The following is a 16637-nucleotide window of genomic DNA, read 5'->3' on the forward strand; positions in this document are numbered from 1 at the left end:
TTCGCCTACCTGGTGATCAACCTGGTGGTCGGGCTGCTCGCGTTGAGCACGCAGTCCTCGGCGGGGATCGGCGTCGCGGCGGGGTTCCTCTTGCTTCTGGGGCTCGGCTTGGGCATCGTGCTGGTCGTCCTGCGCAAGCCGTGGTCGTTCGGCCTGGGGCTCGGGTTGATGATCGGATGGTCGTTGGCGTCGATCGTCTCGGCCGGATATTGCACGGGGCTGAACCCCGGCCTGTACGCATAGGTGAAGGCATTGATCGTTCGGCACGCAGCATCCCCTGCCGGCCAGAGGTAGCGGGATGACGACACCACCGCCACAGGGCCGGCCGGTGCCGCACCAGAACTGGCCACCACCATCGCCGCCCCCGCCGTCACCACCGCGACCGTCGCGGTCGACGCCTCTGCCGTCACCACCACCCAGCAGTCGCAACTCTGCGATGCTTCTCGGTGCGATGCTGGTCGTCGGCGTGTTCGCCTACACCGTCGTCAACGGCATCGTGGGCTTCTTCGCCTTCTTCTCCGCCATCAACGGCACGAACAAGGGGGTCGTGATCGCCGCCGCGGTGCTGCTGGCCCTCGTCGGTCTCGGCGGCGGTCTGGGGTTCGGCCTGGTCCGCAAGTCGTGGTCCCGAGGTCTGGGGCTGGGGCTCGCGATCGGCTGGGCACTGTGGTCCATGCTGACGGCCGGAGTCTGCACCGGCCTCAACCCCAGCCTGTACGGCTGAACCATGCCTTACCACGAGATATTCGTCGGCCTGGGCGTCCTGGTGGCCTCGGTGGTCTTCGTCCGCGAGGCCAGGGCCAGGGGCGCGCTCAACGAGCAGTCACTGGTCGCCGTCACCGGAGCCCTGGTCGGGGGCGCGATCGGCATGCGTCTGGCGGGCTGGCTGGAGACGCTCGACCTCGCCGACCTCTGGCTGTACGGCTCCCGCAGCATCCTCGGCGGCCTGACCGGCGCGTACGTCGGCGTGCTGGTCGCCAAGAAGGTCATCGGCTACAAGGAGCGCACCGGTGACCTGTTCGCCCCGGCGGTGGCGCTCGGCATGGCGATCGGCCGTATCGGCTGTCACCTGACCGAGGCCCCCGGCAGGCCCACGGACCTGCCCTGGGGGGTGCACGCGCCGCCGTCCACCCCGGAATGCCCGGGATGCCTGACGGGCCAGGCCATGCACCCGTCGTTCGTGTACGAGATCGTCTTCCAGCTGGCCGCGTTCGTCGCGCTGCGGTGGGCGCGCAAGCGGCTGACCGAGCCCGGGGAGCTGTTCACGCTCTATCTCGCCGGATACGCGGCCTTCCGGTTCCTGGTCGAGTTCACCAGGGCGAACGAGACGTTGTGGCTCGACCTGACCGGGCCGCAATGGTTCCTGGTCCCCGGCCTGACGCTGCTCGCGCTCAGGCTCGCGTACGGCTGGCGTCGAGGCCACTACGATGCCCTTTTCAAACGGAAGGTCACGACATGAGCGCAGGGATGGGGCTACGGGGAGACCGCATCCTCCGGTACGTCAACGCGTTCTGCCCGAAATGCCACGGCCGGGACCTCGACCAGGTCGAACGGCTGAGCGGCTGGCTGGCCGAACGCGACGGCAAGGTGTGGCTGGAACGCGGCTGCCGCGAACACGGCCTGATCCGCACGCTGTACGACGAGGACCCGGAGATCCTCTCCTACCTGGAGGAGTGGACCGCTCCCACCAAGCAGCACATCCCCGACGTGTCCGGAAACTTCGCCCCGATCCCCGGCGCATACCTCGACGGCCTGCCCGAGATGCAGACCCAGCACACCTGCATCCTCCTGGAGGACATCGCCGAGGCGTGCAACCTGCGCTGCCCCACCTGCTTCGCCGACAGCTCGCCCGACCTGACCGGCGTCGTCCCGGTGGCCGACGTGCTGGCGAACGTGGACCAGCGTCTGGCCAGGGAGAACGGCAAGCTCGACGTCCTGATGCTGAGCGGCGGCGAGCCCACGCTCCACCCCGAGCTGAAGACCCTCCTCGCCGAGCTGGTGAGCCGGCCGGTCACCCGCATCCTGATCAACACCAACGGCGTGCTCATCGCCAGGGACGACGCCCTGCTCGACCTGCTCACCGAGCACCGCGACCGGGTGGAGGTCTACCTCCAGTACGACGGCTCGTCGGCCGAGGCGTCCAAGCACCACCGCGGCGGCGACCTGCGCCGGATCAAGGCGGAGGCCGTACGGCGGCTGTCGGAGCGGGAGATCTTCACGACCCTGGTCATGACCGCGGCGCTGGGCGTCAACGACGGCGAGATCGGCGACGTCGTGCGCCTCGCGCTCGACACGCCGTTCGTCGGCGGCGTGTCGCTGCAACCCCAGTTCGGCTCGGGAAGATCGGGCGTCATCGACCCGTCCGACCGGCTCACCCACACCGGCGTGCTCAAGCGGCTCGGCCCGCAGACCGGCGGCCTGGTGACCTGGCGCGACCTGACCGCGCTGCCCTGCTCGCACCCCCACTGCTGCTCGGTCGGCTACCTGATCCGCGACGACGCCCAGCAGTGGCGCTCGCTGGTCGCCCTGATCGGCCACGACCGCCTCAAGGAGAACCTGGGCCTGGTCTCCAACCGCATCGCCGACTCCGAGCTGCCGCGCGAGCTGCGGACGGCCGTCCAGGAATCGCTGCTGGGGCTGCTGTCGGAGCAGTCGTCGCTGTCCCACCCGCAGATCGGCGACCTGTGGCGGGACATCTGCGAGAACTGCGACCTCGGCGTCGCCACGCTGCTCACCCTCGCCTCCTCGGCGCTGCCCGGCCGGCGGAAGAAGCTGCGCAGGATGCTGGGGGAGCGGGTGGTGCGGATCACGATCAAGCCGTTCATGGACATCTCGACCATGATCGAGGAGCGGCTCACGCAGTGCTGCGTGCACGTCGGCACGCGTGCCGAGCAGGACCAGTGCGCGCCGTTCTGCGCCGTGCAGGCCTGGCCGCAGTTGTCGCGGCAGCGGCTGTCCGCGGTGGCCGCCAAGCCGGGGCTGGTGATCCTCTGAAGAGCCAGCCGTACGATCCGCTCCGGTTGTGTGTGTACGCCACCGTGGCGCTGCTGGCCTGGCTGCTCGGGCCGTGGGCGGTGCTCGGCTTCGCGGCGCTGGGGTTCGCCGGGTACTGGAAGGCCCGGCGGGCCGGGCTGACCCGGAGCAAATGCCTGCTCAGGGACACCCGGCTCGTGCTGGCCTATCTCGGGCTGATCGGGCTCGCCGCGGTGGTGGGAATCGTCCTGTCGCTGCGGTGATCAGCTCGCGGGGACGTACAGGATGAGTGACTCGGCGATGCAGGCCGGCCGGCGCTCGCCCTCGATCTCGATCGTCATCTTCAGGTTGGCCAGATAGCCGGCCGGGGTGCCCTTGACGTCGGTGAGCTCGCCCACGGCCCTGACCCGCGCGCCCACGGGCACCGGCCGGGGGAAACGGACCTTGTTCAGCCCGTAGTTGACGCCCATCGCGATGCCCTCGACGCGCACCATCTCGAACATGAACGTCGGCAGCAGCGACAGGGTCAGGAAGCCGTGGGCGATCGTGCCGCCGAAGGGCCCCTCCTTGGCGCGCTCCACGTCCACGTGGATCCACTGGTGGTCGTCGGTGGCGTCGGCGAAGAGGCCGACCTGCTCCTGGGTGACGGTGCGCCACTCGGTCGGGCTGAACGTCTCGCCCACGGCCGCCTTGAGTTCCTGTACGTTCGCGAAGGTCCGCATGGCCACGAACGCTATTGCGCGGGCGGGACGGCTGCCAAGTTGAGCAACCGGTACTCCTTCCCCGAGACCATCCAGTAGACGATCGTGCTGGGCTCGGCGGAGCGATCGTCCCCCCACCAGATCCCCACCCGCTCGAACGTCACCAGCGCGCCCATCGCGAGGTCGTACACCTCGCCGTCGGACACCGCGAAGCGGTCGAGAGCCGGGTAGTCGGCGAGCCGGGGCGCGAGGCCGAGCCCCTGGGGCTCGATCGCACCGGTCCCGTCGGCCCGCTGCAGGTACGAGCGCCCGCCCTGGGCTCCCCAGCACCAGAACGGCCCGCACCGCAGCGTCACGACGTCCCGGGGGATGACGACGCGCACGGTGTAGGGGTCGCCGGACAGGTCCACGACCTTGGTCTGGACCTTCTGCGAGTCGTCCGCGTCCGTGGCCCACGGCCACCTGATGAGGTGCAGGCCCTCGCTGCCGGGGATCAGCCGCGGCGCTTCGCCGCCTGCGAGCGGCATCCACCACACGCCTCCGCCGCCCTCCGACCAGATGATCCGGTCACCGTTGACGGCGATGCGCTCGATCCGGAGGTGCTCGCCCGTCATCGCGGCGACCCGCCGGGGCGCGCCGCCCGCGAGCGGGGCCGTCCAGATCTCGCGTACGGGGGTGCCGTCGTCGCGGAGGGCTTTCACGTACCAGGCGAGGTTCGTCCCGTCGAACGCCGGCGGCTGTGGCAGGTACGTCCTCATGCCGGGAGGGACCGTCAGGCCGGCGAGCTCGCGGAACGTCCGGGTGACCGTGTCGTACACCTCGAACAGGCGGAACGTGTCCTCCCTGGGACCCGTGGCGACCAGGACCCGCGTGGCGTCGAACGCGGTGAGCGGGAAGCGCCGCCATCCGTCCGGCCCTTGCGCGGGCATCGTCGTGACCGCCTGCGGCCACGCCTGTTCCAGAGGCACGACCTGCGGGGCGGTGACGGGCCGCGTCGCCTCCTCCCGTCCGTTCCCGCTGGTGAGCGTGACGGCCGCGATCACCGCCGCCACCGCCGCCACCGCCGTCGCGGCGGCCAGCCCCTGTGTACGCCGCCTGCGCCGTCGCCGTCTGCGCGCCGCCACCCCGCCGAGCAGCCTGGACGGTTCCGGCGCACGGTCCGCCGCCGCCCGCAGGGCCTCGGCCAGGTCGTCCTCGCTCCTCATGTTCGTCCTTTCTCGAACAGCCCTGGCCTGATGCGCAACGTCTGGAGCGCCCGGAACGCCTGGCTGCGGACGGTTCCGCGGGAGATACCGAGGATGTCGGCGATCTCCTGGTCCGACAGGTCCTCGTAGTACCGCAGCACCAGGACCACCCGCTGCCTGCGCGGCAGCGTCGCCAGCTCCCGCCACAGCTCGCCGGAGGAGTGGCTGTCGGTGTAGGCCCCCTCGGGCACCTCGCCCGTGAGCTGCTCCCTGCGCCGCCGGCGCCACCAGCTCACGTGCTGACGGGTCATGATTGTGCGTACGTAGGACTCCGGGTTGTCCTTGTTGCGCACCTTGCGCCAGGTGTCGCCGAGCTTGAGCAGCGCCTCCTGGACGAGGTCGGCGGCGTCGTCGGGGTTTCCGGTCAGCACGTATCCGTACCGGAGCAGGGCGGCGCCACGCGCTTGCACGAACTCCTCGAACTCCACAACACCCAGACGCACGGGCGTCCCGGACTGTTGCAAAGATCTTTTACTCGAAACCATCGCATGCATGTTCGAGTCCGCGCTACAGTTCTGGGTATCGAAATCGAACAAGGGTTCGGCCTGGTGAGAGGGGGTGTGTCCGATGACGATGCTCGCCACAGCTCCCGCTCGGACACGCCGTAGCACTTTCTTCCCAAATCTAAGACGGCCGCTATATCCGGCAATAAAGTCCGAGAGCGTGGACCCTGTGCGCAATCCCTACGCCCCCGGCGCCGGGCAGCGTCCGCCGGAGCTGGCCGGGCGCGACCGTGAGCTGCAGCAGTTCGAAGTGGTGCTGGAGCGGGTCGCCCGCGGCCGCCCCGAGCGCAGCATGGTCGTCACCGGCCTGCGCGGCGTCGGCAAGACCGTCCTGCTCAACACGTTCAAGTCCATGGCCATGCAGCGGCTGTGGGGCACGGGCAAGATCGAGGCCCGGCCCGACCAGTCGATCCGGCGTCCTGTGGCGGCCGCCCTGCACATGGCGATCCGCGAGCTGGCTCCGCGCCACCGCGCGCCCGAGCGCATCGAGGAGTTCCTCGGCGTGCTGAAGGCGTTCGCGATGCGCGACCCGTCCGCGGCCAAGGGCACCTCCCACTGGTCGCCCGGCATCGAGGTGCCCGCCAGCCGCGGGCGCGCCGACTCGGGCGACCTGGAGATCGACCTCACCGAGCTGTTCGTCGACGCCGCCGGCGTGGCGACCGACCTCGGCGTGGGCATCGCGCTGTTCATCGACGAGATGCAGGACGTGCAGTCCGCCGACGTCTCCGCGCTCTGCGCCGCCTGCCACGAGCTGTCCCAGTCGGGCGGGCCGCTGATCGTGGTGGGCGCGGGGCTGCCGCACCTGCCGAGCGTGCTGTCTGCCAGCAAGAGCTATTCCGAACGGCTCTTCCGCTACGCGCGCATCGACAAGCTCGACCGTGAGGCCGCCGACCTGGCGCTGATCCTGCCCGCGCGGGAGGAGAAGGTCGAGTTCACCCAAGAGGCCCTCGACGCGCTCTACGAGGCCGCCGACGGCTATCCCTACTTCGTCCAGGCGTACGGCAAGGTCGCCTGGGACCTCGCGCTGCGCAGCCCGATCACCCTCGACGACGTCAAGGTCTCCGCGCCCGAGGCCGAGGAGGAGCTCGCCGTGGGCTTCTTCGGCAGCCGCTACGAGCGGGCCACCCCCGCCGAGCGCGACTACATGCACGCCATGGCCCAGATCGGCGACGAGCCGGTCGCCACCGCCGACGTGGCCGACGCCCTCGGGCGGAAGCCGTCCAGCCTCTCGCCCGCCCGCGACAGTCTGATCAAGAAAGGGCTCATCTACAGCGCCGAACGCGGTCTGATCGCGTTCACGGTGCCGCACTTCGGAAGGTTCCTGCGGGCTCAACCCATTTGAGCGCCGCCCCTAGACCTCTATTGGGCTGTCTAGTGGGGAAGCTAGACAGCCCAATAGAGCTGTATCGCCATGCCCGGATAGAGAAATCTAGGACTCTCTAGCGTCATGCCGATACTGACGTATATTCCGGCAGAGAGTCGCTGTCGTCGCTGCTCACGACCGCCACGCGCACCGCCGGACGCCGTCCGCTCAGGTAGACCGCGAAGACCACGTCGTCGTGGTCGTGGCCGGTGAAGACGAAGAAGCGCCAGCACAGCTCGCGCCAGCTGTCGTACGGTTCGGGCGAGGTCAGCGCCTCCCGATACGCCCGCCACGGGCCGCTGGACCTGAGCCTGGACAGCATCACCTGCTCGGCGGGGCCGGGGCGCTGCTCGCAGGGGGCGCGGTACCGTACCCGATCGATCAGCTCCTCGATCTCGGGGGAGAGCAGCGCGATCACCGCCACCCCCGCGGCCGTGAACCAGGTCGGATGGGTCATCGCCGCCCAGCCCGACGCCGGCGCGGCCACCGACAACGCCGACATCCCGGTCAGCACGACTGTCCGGCCGATCGAGCGCATGCCGACCGGCGCCGAGCTGACCTCGCCGAAGCAGCCGCAGCCCGCGTCCGGACGTCGCCTGCGCAGCTCGATCAGCACGTACGTGGACAGAGCGAAGAAGCAGACCGTCCCCCACCTGAAGATCGGCGCGGTGGTGGCCAGCAGCCCGACGGCGAGCACCAGCTCGCCCGCCGCGCAGACCAGCAGCGAGGCCGCCTGCATCCGGCCGGGCATGAGCACGGCCGGGCCCAGCCTGGACAGGGCGCCCGGCTCCCCGCCCCCGCGGACCGTGACCACCTTCGCGCCGGTGCCCATGACCAGCAGCACGATCAGGATCGGCAGCTGCGATTCCAGCACGCCCGTCTCCAGCACGTCCGTCACCCCAATCCGATCTGAGCGTTGAAGCACCCTTTGATCAACTCGCCGCCCAGCTCGACGAACGAGGCCGGCGACAGCTCGGCGACCCGGCCGCGCGGCGAGGTCTCGCACTCGACGCAGCGATCGCAGAACCGCCCGGCCAGGCATCCGCAGGCGACCACCGGCAGGTTGGCGGTGCGACCGGCGCACGTGTTCCTGATCTGCAGCAGTGAGCCGATGGCGAGGTAGGGCAGGCCGGCGCAGGAGAGCCCGGCGTCGGGGCAGCCGGTGTCCACGCGTTCCAGCATCGGGTACGCCGCGCCGCGCTCCTCCTCGTCGAACGTGTCGGACCAGGTGGCGGTGCCGGAGATGCGCGCCTGCGCCCCGGCGTAGGCCGGCGGCGGAGCCGGGACGCTGCCCGACCGGTGGGCGGGCTGCGAGGTCGCCGGCAGCAGCGCCAGGGCGGAGCCGTCGCGCCTGATCCCGATCGCGTCGAACAGGTAGCCCGGCTCGAACTTCGGATGCCGCACCTGCAGCCGTCCGGTGGCCGGGTAGGGGATGACGATCGTGCGGGGGCCGCGGTGGGGGCCGCAGTCGAGCTCGACCGTCAGCTCCCCGCGCCCCTCGATCGAGACGATCGTGCCGGTGAGGCGGGTGGTGTCGGCCCAGATCCGCTCGACCACGCGGCCTTCGCGCAACGTGCGCATGAGCACCATGGAGCCCGCCGGGAGGTCCGCGGGCGCGATCTCCGCGCCGTGCCAGGCCGTGGCCCAGGGGGCGATCACCAGCCGCTCCTCGGCGCCTTCGGGGGTCTCGATGGCGATGAGATGCGGGCTCACGTCAAGGATCTCGCCCGTGACGGCGCATAAAGGCGCGCCGTCGGCCGGGTCGGGGCCGGCGATGCCCGGGGCGCGGCCCAGCGCGGCGGCCGCGAGCAGTCTGCGGCGCTCGACGTTCGGATAGCCCATCCGCCCTCCCTCGTCAGGTACTAGGTTCACATGACTCCGGAGCGGCTCGTGCCGCGGCGAACAGATGGGAGCAAAATACGCATCCCCGGGGAAGGTAGCTGACACCCGCCTTCGAACAATCTGCCACCGACCTTGACTGACCTTTGTCTTCGTCGGGCCGAAACCTGAATTGTGGCTCAGTCGCAAAAGGGCATCAGGCTGCGATTCTGGCCACGATGCAGACCACCGGGTGGGAAGAGGAGTTCCGCGAGTACGTCATGGCCCGCGGTCCCGCGCTGCTGCGCGCCGCCCGTCAGCTCACCGGGCATCCGCTGGACGCGGAGGACCTGTTGCAGAGCGCCCTGGCCAAGACGTACCTGGCGTGGGGCAAGATCGAGGACCGGGGGGCGCTGGACGGGTACGTCCGCCGGGCGATGGTCAACATCAACATCTCGCAGTGGCGGCGGCGCAAGCTGGAGGAGTACCCGTCGGACGATCTGCCCGAGGTGGCCACGGCGGACCCGCCGGCCTGCGGGGAGGTGCACGAGCTGCTGGAACAGGCGCTGGAGGGGCTGCCCGAACGGATGCGGGCCGCGATCGTGCTGCGGTACTACGAGGACATGACCGAGCCGGAGATCGCCAGGACGCTCGGGATCAGCGTCGGCACGGTCAAGAGCACGGTGTCACGGGCGATGGGCAAGCTCAGGAGCGCCTTGGGGATCCCCTCGGACGCGGGGGGACCGGGGGTTCCGGAGACGTCCTCGTAGGATCGCTCCAAGGATCAGTTGAGCGAGGGGGTGGTCTCCTCGGCGCCGGCGGTCGCGCAGGGGCGTACGACGTCTCTGATCTTGCGGAGCGTCTGCAGGAACGCGGCGAGCTCGTCCTGGCTCAGCAGGCCGGTGAAGGTGTCCTCGATGTCCTGAAGGTGCTGGGGGAGGACGCTCGCCAGCCGGTCGCGCCCCTCGTCCGTGAGCGCGGCGTAGGAGGCCCTGCGGTCGGTGGCGCACGCCTGCCTGGTCACCAGGCCCTCGCGTTCGAGCCGGTCGACGACCCTGGTCACGCCGCTGGTGGACAGGCCCGTCTGGGCGGCCAGGTCGGTCATCCGCAGCGCCTGCCGCGGTGATCGGGCCAGGCGGATGACGGTCTCGAAGTCGATGCCCGACAGCCCGGCCGCGCTGAAGACGGGCTGCATCCGGGCCGTCAGACCTGCGTGAACCTCGGCGAGCAGGCCCATCGCCGTCAGCCTGGGGTCATCGATGTGCTTCACGTCCATACCTTAACCGACGTTAGTTGACTTGCGGAATATTCCTCGTGTAGACATTTGTTGCCGCAGACATCCGCACAGCAACGTTCCCAAGGAGAACCCGATGAGCACCCGCACCTGGGAGTCCCTGACCATCCCCGCCGCCGGCACGTACAACCTCGACGTGGCCCACACCCGCATCGGGTTCGTGGTCAAGCACATGATGGTGAGCAAGGTCCGCGGCCGCTTCGGCGACTTCAGCGGCACCGTGACGATCGCGGAGAACCCGCTGGAGTCCACGGCCGAGCTGACGATCAAGACCGCCAGCATCGACACCGGCGTCGGCGACCGCGACGGCCACCTGCGCAGCGACGACTTCCTCGCCGTGGACAAGTTCCCCGAGATCACCTTCCGCAGCACCCGCGTGGTCGGCCACTCCGGCGACGAGTTCACCGTCGTCGGCGACCTGACCATCCGCGACGTCACCAAGGAGGTCGAGCTCACGGTCGAGTACGGCGGCGCCGGCACCAACCCCTGGGGCAACTCGGTCTGGGGCTTCTCCATCAACACCGAGTTCGACCGCGAGGAGTTCGGCCTGACCTGGAACCAGACCCTGGAGGCCGGCGGTGTGCTCGTGGGCAAGAAGGTCAAGATCGAGATCGAGGGCGAGGCGAACCCCGCCTGAGCTGGGTTGTCCACACCCCGGAAGCCCGCCCTGACATGGGGCGGGCTTCATCCACAGGTGGTTACCCACAGGCTGTTGATAACTCTTGGTGAAGGCACGACGCGCAACCGCTTTGCCGCCTCGGCAGAAGGCCGGTACGCTGTGCTGAGCCGCGATGGCTTCCAGGAGGATTCGCCTAGTCAGGTCTATGGCGCCGCACTGCTAATGCGGTTTGGTGGCAACACCATCCGGGGTTCAAATCCCCGATCCTCCGCAGCTGAAAGGCCCTCTCCCCGAACTCGGGGGGAGGGCCTTTTGATCTTCCGGGACGTCATGGTTGCAGTCCTAGTTGCAACGGCTATCCCCAGAGAGCCGAGGCGAGGCGTTCCCCGGCATCACGCATCAGCGGTGTGGATACGTGGGTGTAGCGCTCGGTGGTCGTCACGTTGGTGTGGCCAAGAACCTGTTGGACGACGCGGATGTTCACACCCTGCTCGATGAGGAGTGTCGTGGCGGTGTGGCGAGCGTTGTGAACCCGGACGTCTTGGACACCAGCCTGCTGTGGGCGTCCAGATCTTCCAGTCCTCGGTGTGCTCGATGGGAGAGCCGTGCTTGGTCGCGAACACCAGGCCCTGGTCTTCCCGTCGATCTCCCGCCCTCTCCCGCTCGGCATCCCGCACCACGGGATGTGCCTTGAGCTGAGCGAGGAGTTCGAGCGGGCACGGGGGGTGAGCTTGCTCTTGCCCTTCCTCTGGTGGAAGACCAGGCCGCCGACGGTGCGCTTGGGGCACTTGTCCGCATGGCCGGCGCAGTCAATGAGGCGGGGCCCGCTTGTAGCAGGCATGACCTGATTCGGTGCAGCCCGGCTTGCAGGTCGGCTGATGTCCGTGGATCGTGCATCTCTTGTGGCGGGAGCGTCGACCTGACTCAGCAGGAGGTGGTCGTCTCGGCTACGCAGGAATCGGTGCCCGGCCCGCCGTTGGCGGTGTCGGTGCCCGGCCCACCCAGGATCCGGTCGTTGCCGGCTTCGCCGTCGAGGGCGTCGTTGCCGTCGTCGCCACTGATGTCGTCGTCACCGTTGCCGCCGAAGACGGTGTCGTTGCCGGAACCGGCGGAGATCCGGTCGTTGCCCGCGAAGGAGAGGATGACGTCGTCGCCGCCCAACGCGGCGATGCGGTCGGCGAACGGTGACCCGCAGATGACATCGGCGCCCGCGGTGCCGACGATGGTCTGCCCCGAGGTGGCGGTGCGCCGGTCGATGGTGCAGCTCGGTCCGTTTTGGAGCGTCCCGTCGACACTGCTGGTGTTGAAGTAGCCGCTGCCGGTCTCTGCGGGGTTGTTGGTGAGGACCAGGCCCGTTGCCACGTTCAGCGCGCGGGTTGCGCCCTGCGCCGCCGCCACGTCGTCGTGAAGCAAGATCCGGTCGGAGAAGAGGTACGAGTCGTCGTGCGGCCCCGAGATCTGCGAGCGAACCGACTGAGCCGGGACGGGAGCACCGCTGAAGTTGTAGCTTGCGCTCTGCGTCGCGCTCATCCCTGCTTGGTCCATGAGCGCGTAGCCCTGGTAGGAGAACTTGGCGGTGGAAAGCGAGGACCCCGACGGCGTATGCACGTTCAGCGAGAGCGTGCATTCCTTGTCCGAAGCATCACTACCAGGTTCGATGAGCGTCTCGTATGAGCTGAATGTAACCGTGAACGACTTCCCGTCAGGGCTGATCGCCGCCTCCCAGGTCCCAGGCGGGCACCCGTTTCCGTTCGCACTGACGCTTGAGATGTATGCCTCGGCCGGGTTGGGGGCAGAGGATGCCGCGACCGCGGGCGTCATGACCGCCGCGGTGAGGACGGTGGCGGCGAGTGTATGTGCGGCCAGCTTGGTGAGGGTGTTGCGCATGATGAATGGCATGGGTCATTCCTTTCCGTGGTGAGCATTCCCGGCGAGAGCGTTAGGTATTTTCCTGGGGCTCGTTGACCCGCGTCGGATCGAGCTCGTGAATGGCGTCGCGGTAGCGCGGGTGCCGAAGCTGTTTTTGTATCCGCTCACACCGCTGCGATAGCGCGACAAGGGAGATACCCAAGCGTCAAGCGTGAAAGACGTACGCAGCTTTTATAGGCGGGCAAATAATCAGCAATGAGCGAATGAAGGCGCGTCCTTGATGTCCGAATATCGCCATTAAAATGGATATTATTCTGACGTGTAGCTCCCGAAAATTCCGATTCGCGCAGATATGCCATGATTTGTAGCATCTGGCCCATCGTGCGACGGTGGGCCGGGGGCAACAACCACAGCAGCAACCGCGCCATATTCGGGCGACCCCGAGCGGTCGTCAATGACCCCTGCGAGCAGTGCGAACAACCTGTAGCGATCTCGCTGCCGAGATTTCATGGCTCGGAGGGGAGACGGTATCCCACTGCTCGGCTTCGTCTCCCGTCGACGCACAAGCTCGTGCTCGTTGGGAGCCGCTTTGGCTTGCCGAGAGTCGTCGTCGCAGCCGGAGAATGTTTGAGAAGCCGTCTCCATGAGTCGAGCAGCGAGCACGCGTGTCGACTCGGTAGGTCGGCGATGAGCGATGGCTACATTGATGTCCGCCACTCCACGCTCGGTGATCAGGCGGCGGTGGGGCCTGGTCTAGTTGCAGTTCTAGTTGTAATCCCGTCTCGTATGTAGCCCGTCCAGGAAGACCAGCGCGGCCAGGTGGCCCAGGTGGAACCAATAGGGACACGCAAGACTCGAGCTGCTGATGCGGTTTGGTGGCAACACCGTCCGGGGTTCAAATCCCCGATCCTCCGCAGCTGAAAGGCCCTTCCCCGATCTTCGGGGGAGGGCCTTTTTCGGTCTCTGCGGGCTTGTGGGTTGCACTTGGCCTGTCAGCCCCGGAGGGTCGAGCCCGTGCGGTCGCCGGCGTCCTTCCACAACCTTCGGTTCCAGGACCGCCGACTCGGCAGCGCCGCCATTGCCGACAAGATGCACGGCCACAGCTTGCCTGCCTGCTTGCCGGAACAGCGTCGTTGGCCTGGCAGGTCTCGCTCGCCGTGACGATGTTGTGCCACTTCTTTGCACGCCCTCAGGCGGTTGGGCGCCGCCGCCGCTGCTGCCACCATGGCCGATCGGGCGATGCGAGCGGATCCGGCGACGTTCGGGCGAGAAAGCTTCTGTCGATGGGGAGTACGAGGCTGTAGAGATGTGGTCGCGTCCAACGGGGCAGCGCCATGAGCACCTGTTCCAGTTCCTCGCGCGGATCGTCCTCGCGACAGCCCAGGCATGTGCAGGTGGGTAGGAGCTGGGTGGAGGTGCCGGGGATCACTTGCCGTGTCCAGGCCAGCAGCACCGTGGCCACATGGCCTGGGCTCAGCCGGGTGTGCTCCAGTGCGATCACCGCGGCCATGGGGCGCGGTCCGAGGCCGGGAACCTGATGAATCGAAGGTCTGTGGGTTACGCACATGAATCCTCGGGTGCGAACCGCTGACGGGCGCCTACGCGGCATGGCCCTTTCTGCACGAAGTCATGAGCGTGATGATCGCATGCCTTCGGCGTTGCCTCCAGGTCGCGATTACCCGAGCGAACCACGTCTCCGGCGGTGGCACATCAGCGCCGGGACTGCTGCTGGCGGTTCGGGCGTCTTTCGTACATACGTAGCGATCGAACGAGAGGGACGCATGGGGGGCTTCTACGACTATTACCGGGCGGCGAACAGGCAGGTCGCTGCGGAGAAGCCTGATAACCCACGTGCAGTTGAGAAACCCATGCCGGGCGTGGTCACGTTCGACGCCGTGGACGCCAAGTGGATCGACCCCGACGTGATTCTTGGCCGGCTCATAGCCCTTGCCAGAGACGTTCCGTACAGCTTGGACCTGGTGCGGACGACCACCGTCTATCCGCCGCCCGAGGGCGCTCCGGCGACGATGGAGGAGTGGGAGGCCCTGCCCGACGACTCGCCTTACAAGGACGGGCCGGGAATCGAAGAGCTCCCTGCGGACATCCGCGACACGTTGGCCGGCGTCCCGGACGGCAGGTTGGACGAACTCGTCGAGCAATGGGAGCAGATCGAGGAGTTCGCCTTCGTGCCACCGGGCGATGGATACCTGCTGGAGATCCTTACCGGGCTGCGAGGTCTGGCGCAGCGGGCGCAGGTGGAAGAGCAGATGATCTATTGCTGGATCGGCATCTAGTCTCCGCCGGTGCCGGGGTTCGAGCCCATGGCATCGTGTTCTCAGCGGCTGCCATGCGGGCACGGTCCGGGCGTGCCGGGGTGGTGATCAGAACTGGACGTTGGTCATCGTGTACCAGGTCGGGGCGAATGTCAGCAGGGCCAGGGCGACCAGGACGGCGAGCGCGCCGAGTACGCGCGGGGTGGTGAGGGGCGCGGGGGAGATGGGGCGCTGCTTCCAGCGTCCGGCCGTGAGGAAGGCCGCGACGCCGCCCAGGAGGATGTTGGCGGGAACCAGTTCGTACTCGCCGCGCAGGATGTGGAAACCGGCCGCGAGGATCATCGTCAGCGTCAGGCCGGCGGCGGCGAGCGGCGTCAGCATCGGCTTGACCTTCGTCAGCGCCGGCAGGATCAGGCCGATGCCGCCGAGCACCTCGACGATCCCGATGAAGACGATCAGGGACTGCGGCACCGCCGCGTACCACGCCACCGCCCGGGGTGCTGTCGCGAACAGGGCGTCGTCGTACAGCAGCACCTTGCCGAAGCCGCTGCCGGCGAAGAAGAAGCCCCACAACGCCTGGAGCGACCAGAGTGCGCCGTTGAGGGTGAACCTCATTCTGCGCGTCCTGGGCTGCTGCTCGATGTCCGTGATGCTGACGTGGTGGCTCATGTCCTGTCACTGCCTTTTCTGATCGGATTCGCGGGGGAACTCGCCGGCGCTTCGTGCCTTCGTCAGTACGTGGTGAGCGGTGCGTGCTGACGGGGCTTATCCGAACACGGAGACGAGGTCGTGCGCATCGTCCGTGGGACAGGGTGGGACATGGGGGAGGCGTTTTACCTGCGGAAACGTGACTTATGCCGTGACCGCGGGATGGGACGGTCCCAGGTTGGGGCGGGCGCCGCAGGGTGGGGAAGGTGTTCCTGCGGCGCCGAACCGCGGCCCGGCTTCCGGGCGTCAGTCCTGGAGGACTGAGAGCACGTTTCCCGCCGGGTCGGTGAACCAGGCGATCAGGGGGCCGCCGCCGCGGAAGATGCCCTTCTCGTCGGTCTTCAGCTGGTCGTAGCGCTGGAAGTGCACGCCGCGGGCCGCCAGGGCGTCGACGGCCTGCTCGATGTCCTCGACCGGGAAGTTGAGGATGGTGAAGGTTGCGGGGACGTGGTCGGGTTTGGGGTAGACCAAAATGTCGGTGCCGCCGGCGATGTGCAGGGTCAGCAGGCCGTTCGACTCCGACACCTCCAGCCCCAGGGTGTCGCCGTAGAACGCCTTCGCGGCGGCCAGATCGTTGACGGAGAATCCGCTGAACGCCTTCGTCTTGCCGAACATCGTCACATCGCCTTCCGGTGGTCCTCGCTGAGCTGAATGATCTGGACGTAGTTGCCGTCGGGGTCGATCGCCGTGGCGAACAGGCTGCCCTCGCGGTCTTCCAGCTCGGCCAGCCAGGACACGCCCGCCTCCTCCATCCGGGCGACGATCGCGCGCGCGTCGGGGACGTCGAAGTTGAGTATCACCCGTCCGGGCTCGGGATTCTTGTCCGCCACGTCGGCCCGGGTGTCGATGATCAGATGGAAGTCGCCGAACGTGAGCACGCCGTAATGGGTGACGTCGGTGTCGGACTCGGGGTCGAGCACGGCGGCGTACCAGGCGCGTAGTCGGGCCGGGTCGGTGCTGGCCAGGAGCAGGCTGTTCAGGTTGGGGCGCGTCATCGTTGCCTCCCGATGGTCGGTGCGGCGGAGGGGATCCGCTTTCGGGAGGGCAGACTCGATCGGGCCGGAGAACTCATCGGTGGCGCGCGAACGGATTTCCTGAGGGTGGCGGGCGTCCTGGAGGAGGGGGTCAGACATCCCTGGACGTTGAGTGTCAAGCGGTGAGGTCGTAGTCGTGGTGTGACCAGGCGGTTGCTTGGTCGTAGTGGCTGTGGGTTTTGAGGCAGCCGTGGAAGATGCCGACCAAGCGGTTGCCGACTTGGCGCAGGGCGGCGTT

21 protein-coding genes and 1 tRNA gene are annotated in these 16637 nt (G+C 68.1%); 10 read left to right on the plus strand and 12 right to left on the minus strand.

The annotated features are described in order from the left end of the window. The first annotated feature begins 12 nt into the window (after positions 1-12). The 5 genes from ACIBQ6_RS16875 (at position 13) to ACIBQ6_RS16895 (ending at position 3236) form a co-directional block, all read left to right on the plus strand. A complete protein-coding gene (locus tag ACIBQ6_RS16875) occupies positions 13-243 on the plus strand; it encodes a hypothetical protein (RefSeq protein ID WP_358290834.1) in 231 nt (76 codons plus the stop codon). 193 nt (positions 244-436) lie between these two features. Next, positions 437-724 carry a hypothetical protein gene (locus tag ACIBQ6_RS16880; RefSeq protein ID WP_397212811.1) on the plus strand — a complete coding sequence of 96 codons (288 nt, stop codon included), beginning with the start codon at positions 437-439 and terminating at the stop codon, positions 722-724. 3 nt (positions 725-727) lie between these two features. After that, positions 728-1459 (plus strand): prolipoprotein diacylglyceryl transferase family protein, encoded by a 732-nt coding sequence (locus ACIBQ6_RS16885; RefSeq protein ID WP_358290828.1) that lies wholly within the window; start codon positions 728-730, stop codon positions 1457-1459. Then, positions 1456-2994 (plus strand): radical SAM protein, encoded by a 1539-nt coding sequence (locus ACIBQ6_RS16890; RefSeq protein WP_397212813.1) that lies wholly within the window; start codon positions 1456-1458, stop codon positions 2992-2994. The genes ACIBQ6_RS16885 and ACIBQ6_RS16890 overlap by 4 nt, the downstream gene beginning before the upstream one ends. A 32-nt stretch (positions 2995-3026) precedes the next feature. Next, the gene (locus tag ACIBQ6_RS16895) at positions 3027-3236 is read left to right on the plus strand and encodes a hypothetical protein (RefSeq protein WP_352365768.1); all 210 of its coding nucleotides are present in this window, start codon (positions 3027-3029) and stop codon (positions 3234-3236) included. Here the strand turns inward: ACIBQ6_RS16895 and ACIBQ6_RS16900 are convergent, their stop codons facing one another. The 3 genes from ACIBQ6_RS16900 to ACIBQ6_RS16910 are packed head-to-tail and all read right to left on the minus strand — an operon-like array spanning position 3237 to position 5361. After that, positions 3237-3695: a MaoC family dehydratase gene (locus ACIBQ6_RS16900; RefSeq protein WP_352365766.1), complete on the minus strand. Its 459-nt coding sequence runs from the start codon at positions 3693-3695 to the stop codon at positions 3237-3239. An 11-nt stretch (positions 3696-3706) separates the two neighbouring features. Then, the gene (locus ACIBQ6_RS16905; protein ID WP_397212815.1) at positions 3707-4879 is read right to left on the minus strand and encodes a TolB family protein; all 1173 of its coding nucleotides are present in this window, start codon (positions 4877-4879) and stop codon (positions 3707-3709) included. Continuing rightward, the gene (locus tag ACIBQ6_RS16910; RefSeq protein WP_358290819.1) at positions 4876-5361 is read right to left on the minus strand and encodes a SigE family RNA polymerase sigma factor; all 486 of its coding nucleotides are present in this window, start codon (positions 5359-5361) and stop codon (positions 4876-4878) included. Before ACIBQ6_RS16910 ends, ACIBQ6_RS16905 begins: the two co-directional genes overlap by 4 nt. Positions 5362-5581: 220 nt before the next feature. Here ACIBQ6_RS16910 and ACIBQ6_RS16915 point away from each other — a divergent pair, with 220 nt between their 5' ends. Continuing rightward, positions 5582-6763, plus strand: a complete 1182-nt coding sequence (locus ACIBQ6_RS16915; protein ID WP_352318114.1) for an ATP-binding protein — start codon at positions 5582-5584, stop codon at positions 6761-6763. A 103-nt stretch (positions 6764-6866) separates the two neighbouring features. Here ACIBQ6_RS16915 and ACIBQ6_RS16920 read toward each other — a convergent pair whose 3' ends face one another. Both ACIBQ6_RS16920 and ACIBQ6_RS16925 read right to left on the minus strand, forming a co-directional pair. Then, a complete protein-coding gene (locus tag ACIBQ6_RS16920; RefSeq protein ID WP_397212817.1) occupies positions 6867-7682 on the minus strand; it encodes a MauE/DoxX family redox-associated membrane protein in 816 nt (271 codons plus the stop codon). Then, positions 7679-8626: a hypothetical protein gene (locus ACIBQ6_RS16925; protein WP_397212819.1), complete on the minus strand. Its 948-nt coding sequence runs from the start codon at positions 8624-8626 to the stop codon at positions 7679-7681. Before ACIBQ6_RS16925 ends, ACIBQ6_RS16920 begins: the two co-directional genes overlap by 4 nt. A gap of 215 nt (positions 8627-8841) precedes the next feature. Between ACIBQ6_RS16925 and ACIBQ6_RS16930 the strand changes: the two genes are divergently transcribed. Next, complete coding sequence (locus ACIBQ6_RS16930; RefSeq protein WP_358290809.1) at positions 8842-9372, plus strand: SigE family RNA polymerase sigma factor; 531 nt, start codon at positions 8842-8844, stop codon at positions 9370-9372. Between the two features lie 14 nt (positions 9373-9386). Here ACIBQ6_RS16930 and ACIBQ6_RS16935 read toward each other — a convergent pair whose 3' ends face one another. Next, on the minus strand, positions 9387-9878 hold the full coding sequence (locus ACIBQ6_RS16935) for a MarR family transcriptional regulator (RefSeq protein ID WP_358290806.1): 492 nt from the start codon (positions 9876-9878) through the stop codon (positions 9387-9389). 94 nt (positions 9879-9972) lie between these two features. On the opposite strand from ACIBQ6_RS16935, the gene ACIBQ6_RS16940 reads away from it, so the two are divergent. Both ACIBQ6_RS16940 and ACIBQ6_RS16945 read left to right on the plus strand, forming a co-directional pair. Then, a complete protein-coding gene (locus ACIBQ6_RS16940; RefSeq protein WP_352318104.1) occupies positions 9973-10533 on the plus strand; it encodes a YceI family protein in 561 nt (186 codons plus the stop codon). A 164-nt stretch (positions 10534-10697) separates the two neighbouring features. Further along, positions 10698-10786 (plus strand) — tRNA-Ser (locus tag ACIBQ6_RS16945). 84 nt (positions 10787-10870) lie between these two features. On the opposite strand, the gene ACIBQ6_RS16950 is transcribed toward ACIBQ6_RS16945, so the two are convergent. From ACIBQ6_RS16950 to ACIBQ6_RS16960, 3 genes are all read right to left on the minus strand, one after another. Beyond that, the gene (locus ACIBQ6_RS16950; RefSeq protein ID WP_397212821.1) at positions 10871-11356 is read right to left on the minus strand and encodes a tyrosine-type recombinase/integrase; all 486 of its coding nucleotides are present in this window, start codon (positions 11354-11356) and stop codon (positions 10871-10873) included. Positions 11357-11439: 83 nt separating this feature from the next. Next, positions 11440-12414 (minus strand): DUF4360 domain-containing protein, encoded by a 975-nt coding sequence (locus ACIBQ6_RS16955; RefSeq protein WP_397212823.1) that lies wholly within the window; start codon positions 12412-12414, stop codon positions 11440-11442. 1159 nt (positions 12415-13573) lie between these two features. Beyond that, the gene (locus tag ACIBQ6_RS16960) at positions 13574-13894 is read right to left on the minus strand and encodes a hypothetical protein (RefSeq protein WP_397212825.1); all 321 of its coding nucleotides are present in this window, start codon (positions 13892-13894) and stop codon (positions 13574-13576) included. A 271-nt stretch (positions 13895-14165) separates the two neighbouring features. Here ACIBQ6_RS16960 and ACIBQ6_RS16965 point away from each other — a divergent pair, with 271 nt between their 5' ends. Continuing rightward, complete coding sequence (locus ACIBQ6_RS16965) at positions 14166-14678, plus strand: hypothetical protein (RefSeq protein WP_397212827.1); 513 nt, start codon at positions 14166-14168, stop codon at positions 14676-14678. Positions 14679-14765: 87 nt separating this feature from the next. On the opposite strand, the gene ACIBQ6_RS16970 is transcribed toward ACIBQ6_RS16965, so the two are convergent. The 3 genes from ACIBQ6_RS16970 to ACIBQ6_RS16980 all read right to left on the minus strand — a co-directional run bounded on the left by ACIBQ6_RS16970 (position 14766) and on the right by ACIBQ6_RS16980 (position 16360). After that, positions 14766-15326, minus strand: coding sequence for a DoxX family protein (locus tag ACIBQ6_RS16970; RefSeq protein WP_397212829.1), 561 nt, complete (start codon positions 15324-15326; stop codon positions 14766-14768). 285 nt (positions 15327-15611) lie between these two features. After that, positions 15612-15980, minus strand: a complete 369-nt coding sequence (locus tag ACIBQ6_RS16975; protein ID WP_358290718.1) for a VOC family protein — start codon at positions 15978-15980, stop codon at positions 15612-15614. A gap of 2 nt (positions 15981-15982) precedes the next feature. Then, a complete protein-coding gene (locus ACIBQ6_RS16980) occupies positions 15983-16360 on the minus strand; it encodes a VOC family protein (protein ID WP_358290716.1) in 378 nt (125 codons plus the stop codon). Between the last annotated feature and the right edge of the window lie 277 nt (positions 16361-16637).

The organism is Nonomuraea sp. NPDC049655 (genome assembly GCF_044465465.1).
Classification (GTDB): Bacteria; Actinomycetota; Actinomycetes; order Streptosporangiales; family Streptosporangiaceae; genus Nonomuraea.

Bases quoted from the DNA above. Each gene is read 5' to 3' on its own strand.
- ACIBQ6_RS16885 (WP_358290828.1), top strand. From the start codon at position 728: ATGCCTTACCACGAGATATTCGTCGGCCTGGGCGTCCTGGTGGCCTCG.
- ACIBQ6_RS16930 (WP_358290809.1), top strand. From the start codon at position 8,842: ATGCAGACCACCGGGTGGGAAGAGGAGTTCCGCGAGTACGTCATGGCC.
- ACIBQ6_RS16950 (WP_397212821.1), bottom strand. From the start codon at position 11,356: ATGCCTGCTACAAGCGGGCCCCGCCTCATTGACTGCGCCGGCCATGCG.
- ACIBQ6_RS16900 (WP_352365766.1), bottom strand. From the start codon at position 3,695: ATGCGGACCTTCGCGAACGTACAGGAACTCAAGGCGGCCGTGGGCGAG.
- ACIBQ6_RS16935 (WP_358290806.1), bottom strand. From the start codon at position 9,878: ATGGACGTGAAGCACATCGATGACCCCAGGCTGACGGCGATGGGCCTG.
- ACIBQ6_RS16980 (WP_358290716.1), bottom strand. From the start codon at position 16,360: ATGACGCGCCCCAACCTGAACAGCCTGCTCCTGGCCAGCACCGACCCG.
- ACIBQ6_RS16970 (WP_397212829.1), bottom strand. From the start codon at position 15,326: ATGAGCCACCACGTCAGCATCACGGACATCGAGCAGCAGCCCAGGACG.
- ACIBQ6_RS16975 (WP_358290718.1), bottom strand. From the start codon at position 15,980: ATGTTCGGCAAGACGAAGGCGTTCAGCGGATTCTCCGTCAACGATCTG.
- ACIBQ6_RS16905 (WP_397212815.1), bottom strand. From the start codon at position 4,879: ATGAGGAGCGAGGACGACCTGGCCGAGGCCCTGCGGGCGGCGGCGGAC.
- ACIBQ6_RS16925 (WP_397212819.1), bottom strand. From the start codon at position 8,626: ATGGGCTATCCGAACGTCGAGCGCCGCAGACTGCTCGCGGCCGCCGCG.
- ACIBQ6_RS16880 (WP_397212811.1), top strand. From the start codon at position 437: ATGCTTCTCGGTGCGATGCTGGTCGTCGGCGTGTTCGCCTACACCGTC.
- ACIBQ6_RS16940 (WP_352318104.1), top strand. From the start codon at position 9,973: ATGAGCACCCGCACCTGGGAGTCCCTGACCATCCCCGCCGCCGGCACG.
- ACIBQ6_RS16965 (WP_397212827.1), top strand. From the start codon at position 14,166: ATGGGGGGCTTCTACGACTATTACCGGGCGGCGAACAGGCAGGTCGCT.
- ACIBQ6_RS16890 (WP_397212813.1), top strand. From the start codon at position 1,456: ATGAGCGCAGGGATGGGGCTACGGGGAGACCGCATCCTCCGGTACGTC.
- ACIBQ6_RS16955 (WP_397212823.1), bottom strand. From the start codon at position 12,414: ATGCCATTCATCATGCGCAACACCCTCACCAAGCTGGCCGCACATACA.
- ACIBQ6_RS16960 (WP_397212825.1), bottom strand. From the start codon at position 13,894: ATGGCCGCGGTGATCGCACTGGAGCACACCCGGCTGAGCCCAGGCCAT.